The organism is Aeromonas intestinalis, assembly GCF_054052485.1.
On record NZ_JBSTYK010000009.1, the window covers coordinates 1 to 15727 of the forward strand.

Here is a 15727-nt window from a genome sequence, read left to right on the forward strand (position 1 = left end):
CGGGCAACTAATTTTTCTGTTTTTTTTGAAATCCGGGGGCGGCGGGGGGGGCGGCCCGCTCTTTTCACTCGGCTGTTGGCTGGGGAGCCTGCCTTCCCATCCCATGGAGACGATGATGACAAACATTCACAACGATTTTTCCCTGGACGACTATCTGGCGAACCTTGCGCCGCTGATCAACCTCGATTGCGGCACCCGCACCCCGGCCGGGGTGGCCAGGGTCGCCGACATCATGACGGAGAAGTACCAGGCCATCGGCTGGCAGGTGGTGCGCCACCAGTTTGCCGACGAGTGCGGCCCTTGTCTTGAGATCACCAATGCCCCCGGCGCTACCCTCTATGACGTCATGCTGGTGGGCCACATGGACACCGTCTTCCCGGAAGGCACCGCCGCCAAGCGACCCCTCAAGGTCGAGGGAGATCAGGCCTTCGGCCCCGGCGTGTCGGACATGAAGAGCGGCCTGCTCTCCACCTGGTATGCCTTGCAGAGCATGGATCCCGATGTGCTGGCCAAGTTGAAGGTGCTGGTCTGCTGCAACTGCGACGAGGAGATAGGCTCTCCCTGGTCCAAGGATTGGTTGGTGGAGAAGGCAAAGCAGAGCGCCTGCGTACTGGTGGCCGAGGCGGCCCGCCCGAGCGGGGATCTCATCAGCGCCCGCAAGGGCAACGCCAAGTACCGCATCCGCTTCCACGGCAAGGCCTCCCACGCGGGCTCGGCCCTGGCGGAGGGCGTCTCCGCCATCACCGAGCTGGCTCACTGGGTGCTCGCCATCAACGAGCAGGTGAACATGGAGACGGGCACCACCATGAACGTGGGGGTGATACAGGGCGGGACCGGGGTCAACGTGGTGCCGGACTTTGCCGAGGCCATCGTCGACCTGCGCTTCTGGAGCAATGAAGAGGCCGCCGCCGTGCACGACCGGCTCGGTTTCATGGCCAAGAACCCCTTCCTCGCGGGTTGCCGGGTCGAGGTGGAGCGCCAGACTTTCAAGCCGGCCATGCGCCCGAGCGCGGATACCCAGGCGCTGATGACGCTGGTGGAGGCGGCTGGTCAGGAGGAGGGGATCCCCTTCAACTGGCTGGAGGCCGGTGGCGGCTCGGATGCGAATTTCACCGCCGCGGCCGGGGTGCCCTCCCTTGACGGCTTTGGCCCCATGGGGGGCGGCTTCCACTCACAGAGCGAGTTTCTGCTGCTGGGCAGCATAGAGCCGCGCATTCGTCTGCTTAAGCGCGTACTTGCCAAATTAGCGCGCTAAAAAACAACGTGAAGGCAGTGTAAACGGGAGGCTCAGGCCTCCCGTTTTTTATGTATTCCGGATGGTCCGGCGCTGTGCTCACCGGCCCGGTCACTCGCGCCTGGCTGACCAGATGGCTGACGCCTAACTGACTAATACCTAACTGACTAGATGGCTAGCGCCATCTTCTGCCAGATAGGCGAGATGATCCTGCCTGTGTATCTGCCAACCGTCGAGGGCGAGGGGGGCGGCAAAGCCAGGCCCGTCCGTCACCATGGTGTGATATTCCCCCTGCTCGCCGCAGGCATCGAAACCCTGCGCCGCGGCCAGCTGCTGCAACTCGGTGAGGGTGGCGGCGTCCAGCACGCGCCCCACCCAGGCTGGCGCCAGCACCCTGGTATCGACGCAGGAGAGGTGGGCGCAAATGCCGCGCTCATGCAAGTCCGCCAGCAGGGCCTTTCTGGGCTTTTGCCAGAGCGGGGTATGCACCGCGAGACCGAGCGGCTGGCAACGGGCACGGATCCAGTTCTCGGCGCCATTGACCCGGTCGATATCGCCGGTGACCACGCCTTCTATCGCCCACTCTCGTTGCAAGTCGGCCAGCGCCTGCTCGTAACTCTGCTCGAAGGGGGCCGTGATGGTCACCAGCCGGTGGGGCAGGCCCAGCGCTTCGGCCTGACGGCGCACCAGGGGCAGGGGATGGGCGAGGAACCGGGGATTGGGTGGGCCGAAGGTGATCAGGGCAACCACCTGATGGCCCTGCTCGCGGGCATGGCAGAGCGCCTGCATGGCATCCTTGCCGCCACTCCAGAGTACGATGACGCGGGACATGGGCTCTCCTTGGAAGATGAAAGGAGGGCATGCTAACCCGCCGCGACCCCTTGGCAAAGCGCCGGAAAGCAGACAGGCCCCCGCAATGGGGGCCTGTCTGGTCGAGGGATGCGCGATTACAGCAGCACGCTGGTGAGCAGATAGCCCAGGGTACAGGAGGTGGCGACCCCGATGAGGCCCGGAATGATGAAGCTGTGGTTGATGATGAACTTGCCGATGCGGGTGGTGCCGGAGCGGTCGAAGCCGATGCAGGCCAGATCGCTTGGGTAGGTCGGCAGCACGAAGTAGCCGTAGCTCGCCGGCAGGAAGGCGATCAGCAGCTTGGGCTCGACCCCGAGCGCCAGCCCCATGGGGGCGATGGCGGTGAGGGCGGCGGCCTGGCTGTTCACCAGCTTGGAGATGAGGAACAGCACCAGGGCATAGGTCCAGGGCTGGGCCTGTACCACGTGGGCCAGGGTCTCTTTGAGCAGCGGCATGTGGGCCTGGAAGAAGGTCTCGCTCATCCAGGCGACCCCGAAGACCGAGAAGATGGCGACCATGCCCGCCTTGAACACGGCGCCGTTGGAGATGTCACCGGGCTTGACCTTGCAGCGCATCAGGATGAGGGCGCCGGCGATCAGCATCATCATCTGGATCACCAGGTTCATGGAGAGGGGGCCCGTCTTGCCCTTGATCTCGAACACCGGGCGCAGGGAGGCATCGGCCCCCAGCACCACCACGGCGGCGATGGCGGCGAAGAAGATCCAGGTCGACCAGTAGGCCTCTTTCGGGAACTTGGTGTTGAGCAGGGTCTCGCCGCCACCGTAGATGAACTCACGCTGCTGCGGATCCTTGATCTTGGCCTGGAACTCCTCGTCCTTGTCCAGATCCTTGCCGCGGCGCAGGCTCCAGAGGGCGGCGACGATGACCCCGGCCAGGGAGGAGGGGATGGCGATCATCAGGATGTCCAGCAGACCGTAGGCCTGACCGATGCCATGACCGGCCGCCAGGATGGAGACCATGGAGACCACGGCCACCGACACCGGCGAGGCGCAGATCGCCATCTGGGAGGCAACGGAAGCCACTGCCATGGGGCGCTCCGGCCGGATATTCTTCTGCAGCGCTATGTCGGCGATGATGGGGAACATGGTGTAGACCACGTGGCCGGTACCGCACAGGAAGGTGAGGGTCCAGGTGGTGAGGGGGGCCAAAATGGTGATGTACTGGGGGTGGCGACGCAGCAGCCGCTCGGCCACCTGCATCATCAGGTTGAGGCCGCCTGCGGTCTGCAGGGTGGCGGCGCAGCCGATGACCGCGAGTATGGTCAGCATCACCTGTACCGGCGGCTCACCCGGGGTGAGGCCGAACACGAAGGTCAGCAGGAACAGACCTATGCCACTGATGAGACCTAGTCCCATGCCCCCGAAACGGGTACCCAGCAGCAAACAGCCGAGTACCACCATAAATTCCATGAAGATCATTCCATTACCTCGTGTGATTCAATCCATGCAGGCGCAGCGCCCAGGACGACATTGTCTGTTGTTATTTAGCCCTAAAGGGTTAGTGGTTATTCTGCCTACTCAAAAGGGGTAAAAAATTGAGGTGGTTCAATAACCCATGTTTTTCCGATTTAAGTGCATAAAAACTACGGACAAGGGGTTGGCAGGGGGGTGAAGACTCGGTGGGAAACCGATGCCTGCCCCCGTCAGGCGTGCCTTGTGGCCGCGAGCGGGGCGTCAACCGGAGGAGGTGTGGCTGGGCGGGGTTACTGGGTTCAGTGTGGTGGGGGATTCGCTGGCATCGATGGCAAGGACCATCCCTGGCCCCGCGGATGTGGGTTCTGTGGCCTAGGCGTTGGGATTGGCAGAGGGGTCGTCTTGGGCTATCTGCGACAACAGGGCGGCGGCGCAGGTATCCAGGATCTCGTCGGCCAATGGCGACGCATCCGGGCAGGCTCGTGACAGCACGATGGCGCCGATCATCTGTGTCATCAGGGTTATCCCCCTGGCCCGGCTCGCCTCGGCGTCATGCTCGTCACTCGCATCGCCCAACCCCGCTATGCTGGTCAGCCAGGACTCAATGCCCGACTCGAAGGCCGCCTTGACTTGCGCCGGCTGGCGCGCCGCATCGGCGCACAGGGCGGCCATGATGCAGCCTTCCCCCGGGGTGTCGCGGTGCGCCCGTGAGAGGTAGTGGCTGACAAAGGAGGGGGAGTCCAGGGTACGGGCTTTCTCGGCGCTCTGCTCGAAGGCGCAGCTGGCCGCCTCTGCCATCAGATCCGCCTTGGCGGGGAAATGCTTGTAAAACCCCCCATGGGTAAAACCGGCGGCGGCCATCAGATCCGCAACCCCCACGCCATCGTAACCACGCTCCCGAAACAACCTGGCGGCAGTCTGAACAATGTGTGCCCGGTTCGCCTGTGCCTGTGCCTTGGTGACTCTCATGGCTGCTCATCTCTCTGAATCATGCAACTGGTAAGGCATCCAATATACATTGATGTCGTTCATCATCAAAATGCTTGACTGCAAAGATGATGATCGTCATCTTAAATGCGTTAGGCCTGCCCAAGGAAGAAAGGGGCGAGATAGGGCTCACTGCACCATCATGGATACGGCCTGATCGGTATCTGCGGGACTTGTCCGGGTGCCGACCCCCTTCCACACCCGAGTTTGCGTCCATAAGACAGAGGCGAGACATGACAGACAAGACACTCTTTGAGACTTATCCCCTTGGCCCCATCACCCTCGCCAACCGCATCGTGATGGCGCCGCTGACCCGCAACCGCGCCGGTGCCGGTTTGGTGCCGAGCGAATTTGCCGCTACCTACTACAGCCAGCGGGCCTCGGCGGGCTTGCTGATTGCCGAGGCGACCCAGGTCTCGGCCCAGGCTCAGGGCTACCAGGATACGCCCGGGCTCTACACCCAGGCGCAGATCGCCGGTTGGCGCAAGGTGACCGAGGCGGTGCATGCCAAGGGGGGAAAGATCTTCGTGCAGCTCTGGCACGTCGGCCGTGTCTCCCACGTCGACTTGCAGCCACTGGGAGCAGCCCCTGTGGCCCCTTCGGCCTTGCGTGCCGAGACCAAGACCTTCGTCAACAACGCCTTCGTCGATGTCTCCACTCCAAGGGCGCTGACACTTGAGGAGATCCCCGCCATCGTGGAGGACTTCCGCCAGGCTGCCGCCAACGCCATGGCTGCCGGTTTTGACGGGGTCGAGGTGCATGGCGCCAACGGTTACCTGCTGGAGCAGTTTCTCAAGGACGGTGCCAATCAACGCACCGACGCCTATGGCGGCTCCATCGAGAAGCGAGCGCGTCTGCTGCTCGAGGTCACCGCTGCGGTAGCCAACGAGATAGGGGCGGATCGCACCGGGGTGCGCATCTCCCCCGTGTCGCCCGCCAACGGTATCTCCTGCAGCGAGCCCCAGCCGCAATATGACTATCTGGTGGCGCGACTCAGCGAGCTTGGCATTGTCTATCTGCACGTGATCGAGGGGGCAACCGGTGGTCCCCGCGACATAGCGCCATTCGATTTTGCGGCCCTGCGCCAGCGCTTCAAGCAGACCTATCTGGCCAATAACGGCTATGACCTGACGCTGGCCAACACTCACCTCGCGCATGGCAAGGCGGACTTGTTTGCCTTTGGCCGCCCCTTTATCAGCAATCCGGATCTGGTGGCCCGTTTGCAGGCAGGATCCCCCCTTGCCGAGATAAGACCAGAGACCCTCTATGGCGGTGGCGCCGAGGGGTATATCGATTATCCGGCCCTGACCGGGGTCAGCGTCTGATGACGGGTTGGCGGGGCGGCCGCAACAGGGCGCCTCGCCACTCGTTTGTCTCGCCAGACTCTGGCGGCCATTCCCATTATCAAGAGAGAAATACCATGACTATTCGTCCCACTGTACTGGTTACGGGCGCCTCCAGCGGCATCGGCGCCACCTATGCCGATCGCTTCGCGCAGCGCGGTCACGATCTGGTGCTGGTCGCCCGGGACCAGGCCAGACTGGAAACCCTGGCCGCCCGTTTGCGTCAGGAGTACGGGGTTGTCGTCGATCTGCTGCCCGCCGATCTGACCCAATCATCGCAGTTGGCCATTGTCGAGGCTCGCCTGCGCGACGACCCCCGCATCGGTATCCTGATCAACAATGCCGGGGCTGGCCAGTCCGGCCACTTCCTCGATCAGAGCGCCGAGCGCGTCGAGCAACTGGTGACCCTCAACACGACGGCCCTGGCACGACTGGCCGCCGCCATCGCCCCCAGACTGGCGCAAGCAGGCACGGGGAGCATAGTGAACATCGGCTCCGTGGTCGGGTTGGCGCCGGAGTTTGGCATGACGCTCTATGGGGCGACCAAGGCCTTCGTGCTCTATCTCTCCCAGGGCATGAGTCAGGAGCTTTCCCCCCGCGGCGTCTATGTGCAGGCCGTATTGCCGGCGGCGACACGGACCGAGATCTGGACGCGCTCCGGCATCGATCCCGACACCCTGCCGGAGGTGATGGAGGTGGGTGAGCTGGTCGATGCGGCCTTGGTCGGCTTCGATCGCCGGGAGGTGGTTACCATACCGCCGCTACAGGACGAGAGTCGATGGGAGGCGTTCGAGGGGGTTCGCAAGGGGCTCTTCTCCGGTATTCGCCAGGCGCATGCCGCCGCCCGTTATCAATCAAGTTGACCATGGCAAGTAGTGAGGAGGAGCCAGTCTGCGCTGACGCCTCCCCACCCTGTCTTGTGGTCCTCATGGCACGGTCCGCCCAACATCTGACATGCCCTTCCCCTTTTCGGTAACAAGATGATGAAAGCATTTGTATTCAAGGGTTATGGCCCAGCGGCCCACCCTGACTTTGCGACTCTGCCACGTCCACCTGTCGGCCCGGGCGAGATCCTGGTGCAGGTACATGCCGTGGGCCTGAACCCCATCGACAACATGATCCCGAAAGGGACCTTCAAACCCCTCCTCAAGTTTGAACTACCCGCTGTGTTTGGCAGCGATCTTGCCGGCGTCGTGGTGGAGACCGGTGATCGGGTGACCCGGTTCAAGCCGGGTGACGAGGTCTATGCCAGCCTCTTCGATCTGGGCATGGGGGCGCTGGCCGAGTATGCCCTGGTGCCTGAACATGCCGCGGCCCTGAAGCCGGGCAACCTCGACTTTGTGCAGGCGGCTTCCATCCCCATGGTGGGTCTGACGGCATGGCAGGCCTTCATGGAGCACGAGCAGATCAAGGCGGGCCAGAAGGTATTCATCCCGGCAGGATCGGGAGGGATTGGATCCTTTGCCATCCAGCTGGCCAGGCACCTGGGTGCCAAAATGGGGACGACTACCAGCACGGCGAATGTGGCGTGGGTAAGGGGTCTCGGTGCCGACGAGGTCATCGACTACAGGCAGCAGGCGTTTGACGCCGTGCTGCAGGATTATGACGCTGTGTTGGGAACCCTGAGGGGGGATGTCATCGAGCGCTCGCTCTCCATTTTGAAACCCGGGGGTTGGGTGCCGTCACTGGTTGGCCCGCTCGATGCCGAGTTTGCCAGAGCAAGGGGCATGAATGGGTTGATGAGGGGCTTGTTTGGGCTGATGAGCTGGAAGATAAACCGGTTGGCGAAGCAGAGGGGGGTGACCTACCGGATGAGGTTTGTGCACCCGGACGGCGCCCAGCTGGCGGCGATCGCCGAGCTGCTCGAAACGGGCAGGATCCAGCCTGTTATCGACAGGGTCTTTCCCTTCGAGCAGGCCCCTGAGGCGCTGGCCTATCTGGCGACCGGTCGGGCCAAGGGCAAGGTGGTCGTCAGTCTGATGTAGCGGCCCTTTTTATGAGGCAGAAAAAATGAGGCAGAAAAAAGCCGACCCTGAGGTCGGCTTTTATGATCTTCGCGTGCAGTTTGCGCTTAGAACTCGGCGGTGCGAGGGGTGCGCGGGAAGGGGATGACGTCGCGCACGTTGCCCATGCCGGTCACATAGACCACCAGGCGCTCGAAGCCCAGGCCAAAGCCGGAGTGCGGCACTGTGCCGTAGCGGCGCAGGTCGCGATACCACCAGTAGTCTTCCTTGTTCAGGCCCATCTCGGCCAGGCGGGCGTCCAGCACGTCGAGACGCTCTTCACGCTGGGAGCCTCCGATGATCTCGCCGATGCCCGGGGCCAACACGTCCATGGCGGCGACGGTCTTGCCGTCGTCGTTGAGGCGCATGTAGAAGGCCTTGATGTCTTTGGGGTAGTTCTTGACCACCACCGGGGACTTGAAGTGCTCCTCGGCCAGGTAGCGCTCGTGCTCGGAGGAGAGATCGATGCCCCAGGAGACCGGGAACTCGAAGCTCTTGCCGCAGTTTTTCAGCACTTCGATGGCGTCGGTGTAGTCAATCTGGGCGAAGTCGGAGGCGACGAAGCGCTCCAGACGGCCGATGGCGTCCTTGTCGATGTGCTGGGCGAAGAACTCCAGATCGTCGCGGCGCTCGGCCAATACGGCGTTGAAGACGTACTTCAGCATGGCTTCGGCCAGGGCGGCGTTGTCTTCCAGATCCGCGAAGGCGATCTCCGGCTCCACCATCCAGAACTCCGCCAGGTGGCGGCTGGTGTTGGAGTTTTCGGCGCGGAAGGTCGGCCCGAAGGTGTAAACCTTGGACAGGGCGCAGGCATAGGTTTCGACGTTCAGCTGGCCGGACACGGTCAGGAAGGTCTCCTTGCCGAAGAAGTCCTTGTCGTAGTCCACCTTGCCTTGCGGGGTGCGCGGCAGGTTTTCCAGATCCAGGGTGGAGACGCGGAACATCTCGCCGGCGCCTTCGGTGTCGGAGGCGGTGATGAGCGGCGCGGCGATCCACAGGTAGCCTTCTTCATGGAAGAAGCGATGGATGGCCTGGGCCAGGCAGTTGCGCACGCGGGTCACGGCGCCGACCACGTTGGTACGGGCGCGCAGGTGACCCTGCTCGCGCAGGTACTCGATGCTGTGGCGCTTGGCGGACATGGGATAGGTGTCCGGATCTTCGACCCAGCCCACCACCTTGACCTCGGAGGCTTGCAGCTCGAAGGATTGGCCGCTGCCCTGGGACTCGACCACCTGGCCGGTCACTTCCACGGAGCAGGCGGTGGTCAGACGCAGCACTTCATTCTCGTAATTGGCCAGGGTATTGGGGACGACGGCCTGTACCGGATGGAAACAGGAGCCATCGGATATGGCCAAAAATGAGATCCCCGCCTTGGAATCGCGGCGGGTCCGGATCCACCCTTTGACTGTCTGGGTGGTGCCGACCGCATACTTACCGGTCAGCACATCTACTACGGATGCGTGCGTCATCGAAAATTTGTCTCCAGCTTGTTCTTGCAGCGCTATTTGCAACACTCGGGGTCTGGCCCGGGCACAGGTGGCCCACCATGGCAGACTAAGCCGTTCATCTTACCCGCGCAGGTGTGATAAACAAGCAAAAATGTCTGCTTCCTGCGGGCTTTTCGGCAGCAAGCATGGGGGATTGTGCGATGAAAGGAGAGAGGGCGTGAAGGAGCGAAGATCGGGGCCGGATGGGCTGATAAGGCTGTTGCAGGGGCTGGTCATCCTCTGCTGGGGTGGCTTCATCGCGCTGCTCTCCCTCTATCATCACGCCAGGCCGCCCACCCTCTTTGGCTATCTGGTCTATGGGGGCGTCAAGGTGCGCAAGGAGTGGGATCCCGTCCTTGCGACCTGGTTGCTCTACGGGCTCTGGGGCTGCTGTCTGCTGACCCTGGGGGTCTTGCTGCTGTCGCGCCTGCGCGGCCGACGCCAGGAGGATGCCCGTCAGGTGCATCTGGGGATATTGCTGCTGATCCTGCTGGCCAGCCTGCTGTTTCACTATCTGGCCTAGCGATCCGGCCATCCCTTTGCCGGCTCTGGCTAGCTGGCCTTGTTCTGATGCTCCGGTGAGCTTGGCTGCTCCGGTTCAGGCTCTTCCGGCGCCGCCATGGGGCGCTTGCCGAGCTGGCGCTCCACGCTGTCGAGCATCTGGTTGTAGGCGAGCGCCACCCGGCCAATCTCGTCCCCTTCATCGCCCTCCAACCGGTGACCGAAGTCATGGCGATCGGTGGCCTCTTCCATGGAGCGGGTCAGCTGGTTGAGGGGGCGCACTATCCAGGTGCGGATCACCCAGAGGGTCAGCAGGAGTCCGAGGCCGAAGATGACGGTGAGGCTGAGGGCCGAGGTGAGGATGTTCTTCTCGACCCGGGTGAACAGGGTGTCGAGGGAGTAATCGAAGCGCACCGCTCCCAGCACGGTGTTTTCAGGCACCTGATGGCAACTGGTGCAGTCGGTACCGCGAAAATCCTTCTTGGCCAGCAGCGGGCGGGTCACCACCAGGCGACTGTGCAAGCCGTCGTGAACGACTTCCAGGCTGCCCTTGCCCGACAGTGCCAGGGCATCGAATCTGTCCTTGGGGGCCTCGATGTCGCGTCCTGGGCCATATTGCTTGTTGACCGCCGCGCCGCGCACGATGCGGGCATCCTCCACATGGGCATGGGCGAGGAACTTGTTGCGCAGGGTATCGCGGGCCTCCATCTTGCTGGTCAGCATCAACATGTTGAGGCCATCGAAATAGGCCTCGGTCTGCTCGTGGCTCTGCTCCTTGATGAGGGTCAGGATGAGGTCGCGTTCACGCACCGCCTGATAGGCCGCGGAGAACACCAGCACCATGGAGAAGATGAACAGCAGGAAAAAATTGATCTTGGCAGCGATGGAGAGGCGCATGGGAAAAGGTACATCTGTTGGGTAAAACCCACACAGTCTACACCCCCTTGCTCCCGGGCTTCTGATGGTTTGCTCACATTCTGATAAAAAAGAGCCAAAAGACCCCGCACCATGGCGGGGCCGCCAGGGATCAGAACTCGCCGTCGGCGATGGCCGTTGCGATGGCCTGGGTCAGCACGCGCAGTTCCGCCTCGGTGATGACGAAGGGGGGCATGAGGTAAACCAGCTTGCCGAAGGGGCGGATCCAGGCTCCCAGCTCGACGAACCTGCGCTGGATGCGTGCCACGTCCACCCGCTCCTTCATCTCCACCACGCCGATGGCACCGAGCACCCGCACATCGGCGACCGCCGGGTGCAGGGTCAGCTGGACCAGCGCGCTTTTGAGCTGATGTTCGATGGCCTTGACCCGCTCGGCCCAGGGGGAAGCCAGCAGCAGATCGATGGAGGCGTTGGCGACGGCGCAGGCCAGCGGATTGCCCATGAAGGTGGGCCCGTGCATGAAGACGCCTGCTTTCCCATCGCAAATCGTGCGGGCCACATGCTCCGTGGTCAGGGTCGCCGACAGGGTGAGGTAGCCGCCGGTCAGCGCCTTGCCCAGACACAGGATGTCCGGGCTGATCCCGGCCCAGTCGCAGGCAAACAGCTGGCCGGTGCGGCCAAAGCCGGTGGCGATTTCGTCGGCGATGAGCAGCACCCCGAACTCGTCGCACAGGGCGCGCACCCACTGCAGGTAGCGGGGGTGATAGAAGCGCATGCCACCGGCCCCCTGCACGATGGGCTCCAGCACGATGGCGGCGATCTCCTCGTGCTTGTCCGCCATCAGGGTGGCGAGTTCCACCACGCACTCCTCATCCCACTGCGCATGGAAGCGGCAGCTCGGCGCCTCGACGAAGTGGTGCTCGGGCAAAAAGCCCTTGTAGAGCTCGTGCATGCCGCCGTCGGGATCGCAGACGCTCATGGCGCCGAAGGTGTCGCCGTGATAGCCGCCGCGCAGGGAGACGAACTTGGCGCGCGGCGTCCCCTTGGCGTGCCAGTACTGCTGGGCCATCTTGAGGGCCACCTCCACCGCCACCGAGCCGGAATCCGCCAGGAACACCCGATCCAGCCCGGCCGGGGTGATCTCCACCAGTTTGCGGCACAGCGCGATGGCGGGCTCGTGGGTCAGGCCACCAAACATGACGTGGGACATCTTGCCGAGCTGGGCGGTGGCGGCGGCGTCCAGCTCGGGCACCTGGTAACCGTGCACGCAGGCCCACCAGGAGCTCATGCCATCCACCAACTGACGGCCGTCGCTGAGGGTCAGGGTCACCCCCTGGGCACTGGCCACCTCGTAGCAGGGCAGGGGCTGGGTGAGGGAGGTATAGGGGTGCCAGACGTGGCGCAGGTCAAATTCTTGGTTGGTCATTATCCGTTCTGTTGTCAATTTGTATGATCTGGTCGGTGTTGACAGTCTACGCTGGCTCTTTACACTAGCCAACAATTTCAGCCACTTACTCGGTTGCTGATGCGGCCACCGACGGCAGTCTTCGGGACTGCGTCCTGGCACTGAGGCGATCCGCCCCATCAAGAAGGCGAAGTCCTTCAACATCACTGGAAGCCATTCATGCATTCACTCCCGACGGGCCAGCCGGCCTTGCGTCACGACTGGACCCACGACGAGGTACAGGCCCTGTTTGCCCTGCCGTTCAACGATCTGCTGTTCCGGGCCCAGACGGTGCATCGTGTCCATTTCGATCCCAACGAGGTGCAGGTGAGCACCTTGCTCTCCATCAAGACCGGGGCCTGTCCGGAGGATTGCAAATATTGCCCCCAGAGCGCCCGCTATCATACCGGCCTTGAAGCCGAGCGGCTGATGGAGGTGGAAAAAGTGCTGGAGCGGGCCCGGGAGGCCAGGGCCAACGGCTCGTCGCGCTTCTGCATGGGGGCCGCCTGGCGCAACCCCAAGGAACGGGACATGCCTTATATCCTGCAGATGATCGAGGGGGTGCGCGGCCTCGGCATGGAGACCTGCATGACGCTTGGCATGCTGACCGCGGATCAGGCCGCGCGTCTTGGCGCCGCCGGGCTTGATTACTACAACCATAACCTCGACACCTCGCCGGAGTTCTACGGTGACATCATCACCACCCGTACCTATCAGGACCGCCTCGATACCCTGGAACACGTGCGCGGCGCCGGCATGAAGGTCTGCTCCGGCGGCATCGTCGGCATGGGGGAGCAGGCGCGGGATCGGGCGGGCTTGCTGATTGCGCTCGCCAACCTGCCGCGCCACCCGGAGAGCGTGCCCATCAACATGCTGGTCAAGGTGAAGGGCACGCCGCTCGAGAACGAGGAGAACCTGGATCCGTTCGAATTCATCCGCACCATAGCGGTAGCGCGGATCCTGATGCCGAGCTCCCACGTGCGCCTCTCTGCCGGGCGGGAGAAGATGAACGAGCAGATGCAGGCCATGTGCTTCATGGCGGGGGCAAATTCGATTTTTTATGGCTGCAAGCTGCTGACTACTCCGAATCCGGACGAGAACAGCGACATGCAGCTGTTCAAGCGCCTCGGCATTCGCCCCGCTGAGCGGGCCCAGAAGCCGGACGCGATGCAGACCGAGGAGCTGGAGGCCGAACTGCGGGCCCGTGCCGCCAGCCAGCCGGTGAGTGGCGAGCTGTTCTACGACGCCACCCGCCAGCGCAGGACGCAGTCATTAGCACAATCCACTGCCAAATCGGTATGAAATATGCGCATGTGACTGCCCATCATGGCCCTTTCCCCCTGAGTGAGGCGCTGGCCACCCGGGCGCAGCAGGATTTGCTGCGTCGCCGTGTTCCGACCGAGGGGCCGACCGGGCCAAGGCTGTGGGTGGATGGGCGGGAGTATCTGAATTTTTCTGCCAACGACTACCTGGGGCTGGCGGGGGATGAGGCCATCAAGGCCGCCCTGGTGGCGGGCGTCGAGCAATATGGCGTCGGCGCTGGTGCCTCCCCCCTGGTGACCGGTTACAGCCGGGCCCATCAGCGACTGGAGGAGACCATCGCCGAGTGGTTGGGGCTGGAGGCGGTACTGTTGTTCAACTGCGGTTTTTCGGCCAACCAGGCGGTGCTGGGAGCCCTGATCGGCAAGGAGCACCTGCTGTGGCAAGACAGGCTCAACCATGCCTCCTTGCAGGAGATGGGGAGCCGGCTGCCCTGCAAGATGCGGCGCTTTGCCCACAACGACATGGCGGCGTTGGCGCGGCAGCTGGAACCCGGTCGGGGGCTGATCGTCTCCGAGGGGGTGTTCAGCATGGACGGGGATCAGGGTCCCTGGTCCGAGCTTGCCCGCCTCGCCGCCCAGAGCCACAACTGGCTGATGATCGACGACGCCCACGGCCTCGGCGTGCTGGGGCCAGAGGGGCGCGGCACCCTCGCGGCCCAGGGGGTTAGCCCGGATAGCGTTCACATCCAGATGGGCACCTTTGGCAAGGCGATCGGGGTGGCCGGTGCCTTCGTGGGGGGCAGCCGCGCGCTGGTGGATTATCTGGTCAACTTCGCCCGCCACTATGTCTACAGCACCCACATGCCCGCCGCCCAGGCCTTGGCGGTGAGCGAGAGCATCGCCTTGGTGCGCGGGGCCGATGAGCGTCGTGGCCACTTGAATCAACTGATCGCCCGCTTCCGGCAGGGGGCGGAGCAGCTCGGCTGGACACTGGGTGCGAGCCAGACTCCCATTCAGCCGCTGCTGGTGGGGGAGAGTCGCGCCGCCCTGGCCCTGAGCGAGCGGCTGCGAGAGGCCGGCCTCTGGGTCGGGGCCATCCGCCCCCCGACGGTGCCGACGGGCACGGCGCGCCTTCGCATCACCCTGAGCGCCGCCCATCAGGACGTGCACATCGATCGCTTGCTGGATGGCCTCGGCCTCGCATCCAATGAGGGAGGGCAAGCCCATGGATAAAGCCCCGCTCCACGAGGCCCCGTCGAGCCCCCCCTGTTCGCAAGCCCGGATCATCAACGAGGTCGGCAGCGCGGCCCCCTTCCAGCGAGTGGACAAGGTGCAGCTGGCGCGGCGTTTCGGCGCCGCCGCCCGCCACTATGACGCCCATGCCCGCTTCCAGCAGGAGGTGGGGCAGGCGCTGCTGGAACGCATGTCGGTGGGGGAGTGGGTATCGACCGGACAGGCGCTGGATGCGCACACGGCCCTATGCTTGCCCGAGAGGGGACTGGCTCATGACGTGACCGCGCCCCGGCGCTTGCTCGCGGATCAACCCGAAGCTGGCCTGGATCTCGGCTGTGGCACCGGCTTCTTCCTGCCCGCGCTCGCCGGGCGTTGCCAGCAGCTCTACGGGCTGGATCTCGCCCCCGGCATGCTGCAGGAGGCGGCAAGGCGCCAGAGCGGGGCCCGATTGGTGTGCGGCGATGCGGAGGCACTTCCCTTCGCCGATCAGAGCCTTGACTGGATCTTCTCAAGCCTGGCCCTGCAGTGGTGTGAGCAGCCGGCTCTGGCCTTCGCCGAGCTCCATCGGGTGCTCAAACCCGGCGGCCAGCTGTTCTTCTCGACCCTGCTTGCCGAGTCGCTGTGGCAGCTTCGTGAGGCCTGGCGCACGGTTGACGAGTCTGCCCATGTCAATCGCTTCCTGGGGCTGCCACAATTGCGCAGGGCCGTGGCCGACGGTGGTTTTGCCGATATCCAGCTGGCATCCCTGACCTGGCAGCTGGCCTATGGCGATCTCGGCAGCTTGCTGCGGGATCTCAAGGGGATAGGGGCGAGCCAGGTCAACGACGGGCGCAGCCAGGGCCTTGGCAATCGCCAGCGCCTGCGGCGTCTGGAGGAGGCCTATGAGCGGTATCGCCAGCCAGACGGCCTGCTGGCCGCCAGCTATCAGGTTTGCCTCGGGCGGCTCGTGCGCCAATGATGATCGGCCGGTTTGTCCGCCCATCCAAGACGGGTTAGCGCGCCAGCCTCAGGCTGACACGTTCGCCTGCATTGCCATCAGTCGACCCTGCGGGGTCGGCCTCTTTATCACCCC

General features: G+C 63.8%; 14 protein-coding genes. 8 read left to right on the forward strand and 6 right to left on the reverse strand.

From position 1 onward, the window contains the following. The first annotated feature begins 115 nt into the window (after positions 1-115). Positions 116-1255 carry a M20 family metallopeptidase gene (locus ACW5W7_RS12735; protein WP_456501951.1) on the forward strand — a complete coding sequence of 380 codons (1140 nt, stop codon included), beginning with the start codon at positions 116-118 and terminating at the stop codon, positions 1253-1255. 138 nt (positions 1256-1393) lie between these two features. Here ACW5W7_RS12735 and ACW5W7_RS12740 read toward each other — a convergent pair whose 3' ends face one another. From ACW5W7_RS12740 to ACW5W7_RS12750, 3 genes are all read right to left on the reverse strand, one after another. Then, the gene (locus ACW5W7_RS12740; RefSeq protein ID WP_456501952.1) at positions 1394-2065 is read right to left on the reverse strand and encodes a Dph6-related ATP pyrophosphatase; all 672 of its coding nucleotides are present in this window, start codon (positions 2063-2065) and stop codon (positions 1394-1396) included. Between the two features lie 116 nt (positions 2066-2181). Further along, positions 2182-3525: an anaerobic C4-dicarboxylate transporter gene (locus ACW5W7_RS12745; RefSeq protein ID WP_456501953.1), complete on the reverse strand. Its 1344-nt coding sequence runs from the start codon at positions 3523-3525 to the stop codon at positions 2182-2184. A gap of 366 nt (positions 3526-3891) precedes the next feature. After that, positions 3892-4488, reverse strand: coding sequence for a TetR/AcrR family transcriptional regulator (locus tag ACW5W7_RS12750; RefSeq protein WP_456501954.1), 597 nt, complete (start codon positions 4486-4488; stop codon positions 3892-3894). 251 nt (positions 4489-4739) lie between these two features. Here ACW5W7_RS12750 and ACW5W7_RS12755 point away from each other — a divergent pair, with 251 nt between their 5' ends. From ACW5W7_RS12755 to ACW5W7_RS12765, 3 genes are all read left to right on the forward strand, one after another. Then, entirely contained in the window at positions 4740-5831 is a 1092-nt protein-coding gene (locus ACW5W7_RS12755) for an alkene reductase (protein WP_456501955.1), read from the forward strand. 95 nt (positions 5832-5926) lie between these two features. Beyond that, complete coding sequence (locus ACW5W7_RS12760) at positions 5927-6712, forward strand: SDR family NAD(P)-dependent oxidoreductase (RefSeq protein WP_456501956.1); 786 nt, start codon at positions 5927-5929, stop codon at positions 6710-6712. Positions 6713-6829: 117 nt separating this feature from the next. Next, the gene (locus tag ACW5W7_RS12765) at positions 6830-7834 is read left to right on the forward strand and encodes an NADP-dependent oxidoreductase (protein ID WP_456501957.1); all 1005 of its coding nucleotides are present in this window, start codon (positions 6830-6832) and stop codon (positions 7832-7834) included. Positions 7835-7920: 86 nt separating this feature from the next. Here the strand turns inward: ACW5W7_RS12765 and asnS are convergent, their stop codons facing one another. Continuing rightward, positions 7921-9321, reverse strand: a complete 1401-nt coding sequence (gene asnS, locus ACW5W7_RS12770) for an asparagine--tRNA ligase (protein WP_434666642.1) — start codon at positions 9319-9321, stop codon at positions 7921-7923. Between the two features lie 196 nt (positions 9322-9517). On the opposite strand from asnS, the gene ACW5W7_RS12775 reads away from it, so the two are divergent. Beyond that, positions 9518-9862, forward strand: a complete 345-nt coding sequence (locus ACW5W7_RS12775; protein WP_434666645.1) for a hypothetical protein — start codon at positions 9518-9520, stop codon at positions 9860-9862. A gap of 29 nt (positions 9863-9891) precedes the next feature. Here the strand turns inward: ACW5W7_RS12775 and ACW5W7_RS12780 are convergent, their stop codons facing one another. Continuing rightward, a complete protein-coding gene (locus ACW5W7_RS12780; RefSeq protein ID WP_456501958.1) occupies positions 9892-10737 on the reverse strand; it encodes a HAMP domain-containing protein in 846 nt (281 codons plus the stop codon). Positions 10738-10867: 130 nt separating this feature from the next. Beyond that, positions 10868-12142, reverse strand: a complete 1275-nt coding sequence (gene bioA, locus ACW5W7_RS12785) for an adenosylmethionine--8-amino-7-oxononanoate transaminase (protein WP_456501959.1) — start codon at positions 12140-12142, stop codon at positions 10868-10870. 198 nt (positions 12143-12340) lie between these two features. On the opposite strand from bioA, the gene bioB reads away from it, so the two are divergent. The 3 genes from bioB to ACW5W7_RS12800 are packed head-to-tail and all read left to right on the forward strand — an operon-like array spanning position 12341 to position 15613. Continuing rightward, positions 12341-13462 carry a biotin synthase BioB gene (bioB, locus tag ACW5W7_RS12790; RefSeq protein WP_456501960.1) on the forward strand — a complete coding sequence of 374 codons (1122 nt, stop codon included), beginning with the start codon at positions 12341-12343 and terminating at the stop codon, positions 13460-13462. Further along, positions 13459-14655 carry an 8-amino-7-oxononanoate synthase gene (bioF, locus tag ACW5W7_RS12795; protein WP_456501961.1) on the forward strand — a complete coding sequence of 399 codons (1197 nt, stop codon included), beginning with the start codon at positions 13459-13461 and terminating at the stop codon, positions 14653-14655. Before bioB ends, bioF begins: the two co-directional genes overlap by 4 nt. Continuing rightward, on the forward strand, positions 14648-15613 hold the full coding sequence (locus tag ACW5W7_RS12800; protein ID WP_456501962.1) for a methyltransferase domain-containing protein: 966 nt from the start codon (positions 14648-14650) through the stop codon (positions 15611-15613). The genes bioF and ACW5W7_RS12800 overlap by 8 nt, the downstream gene beginning before the upstream one ends. Positions 15614-15727: the final 114 nt, after the last annotated feature.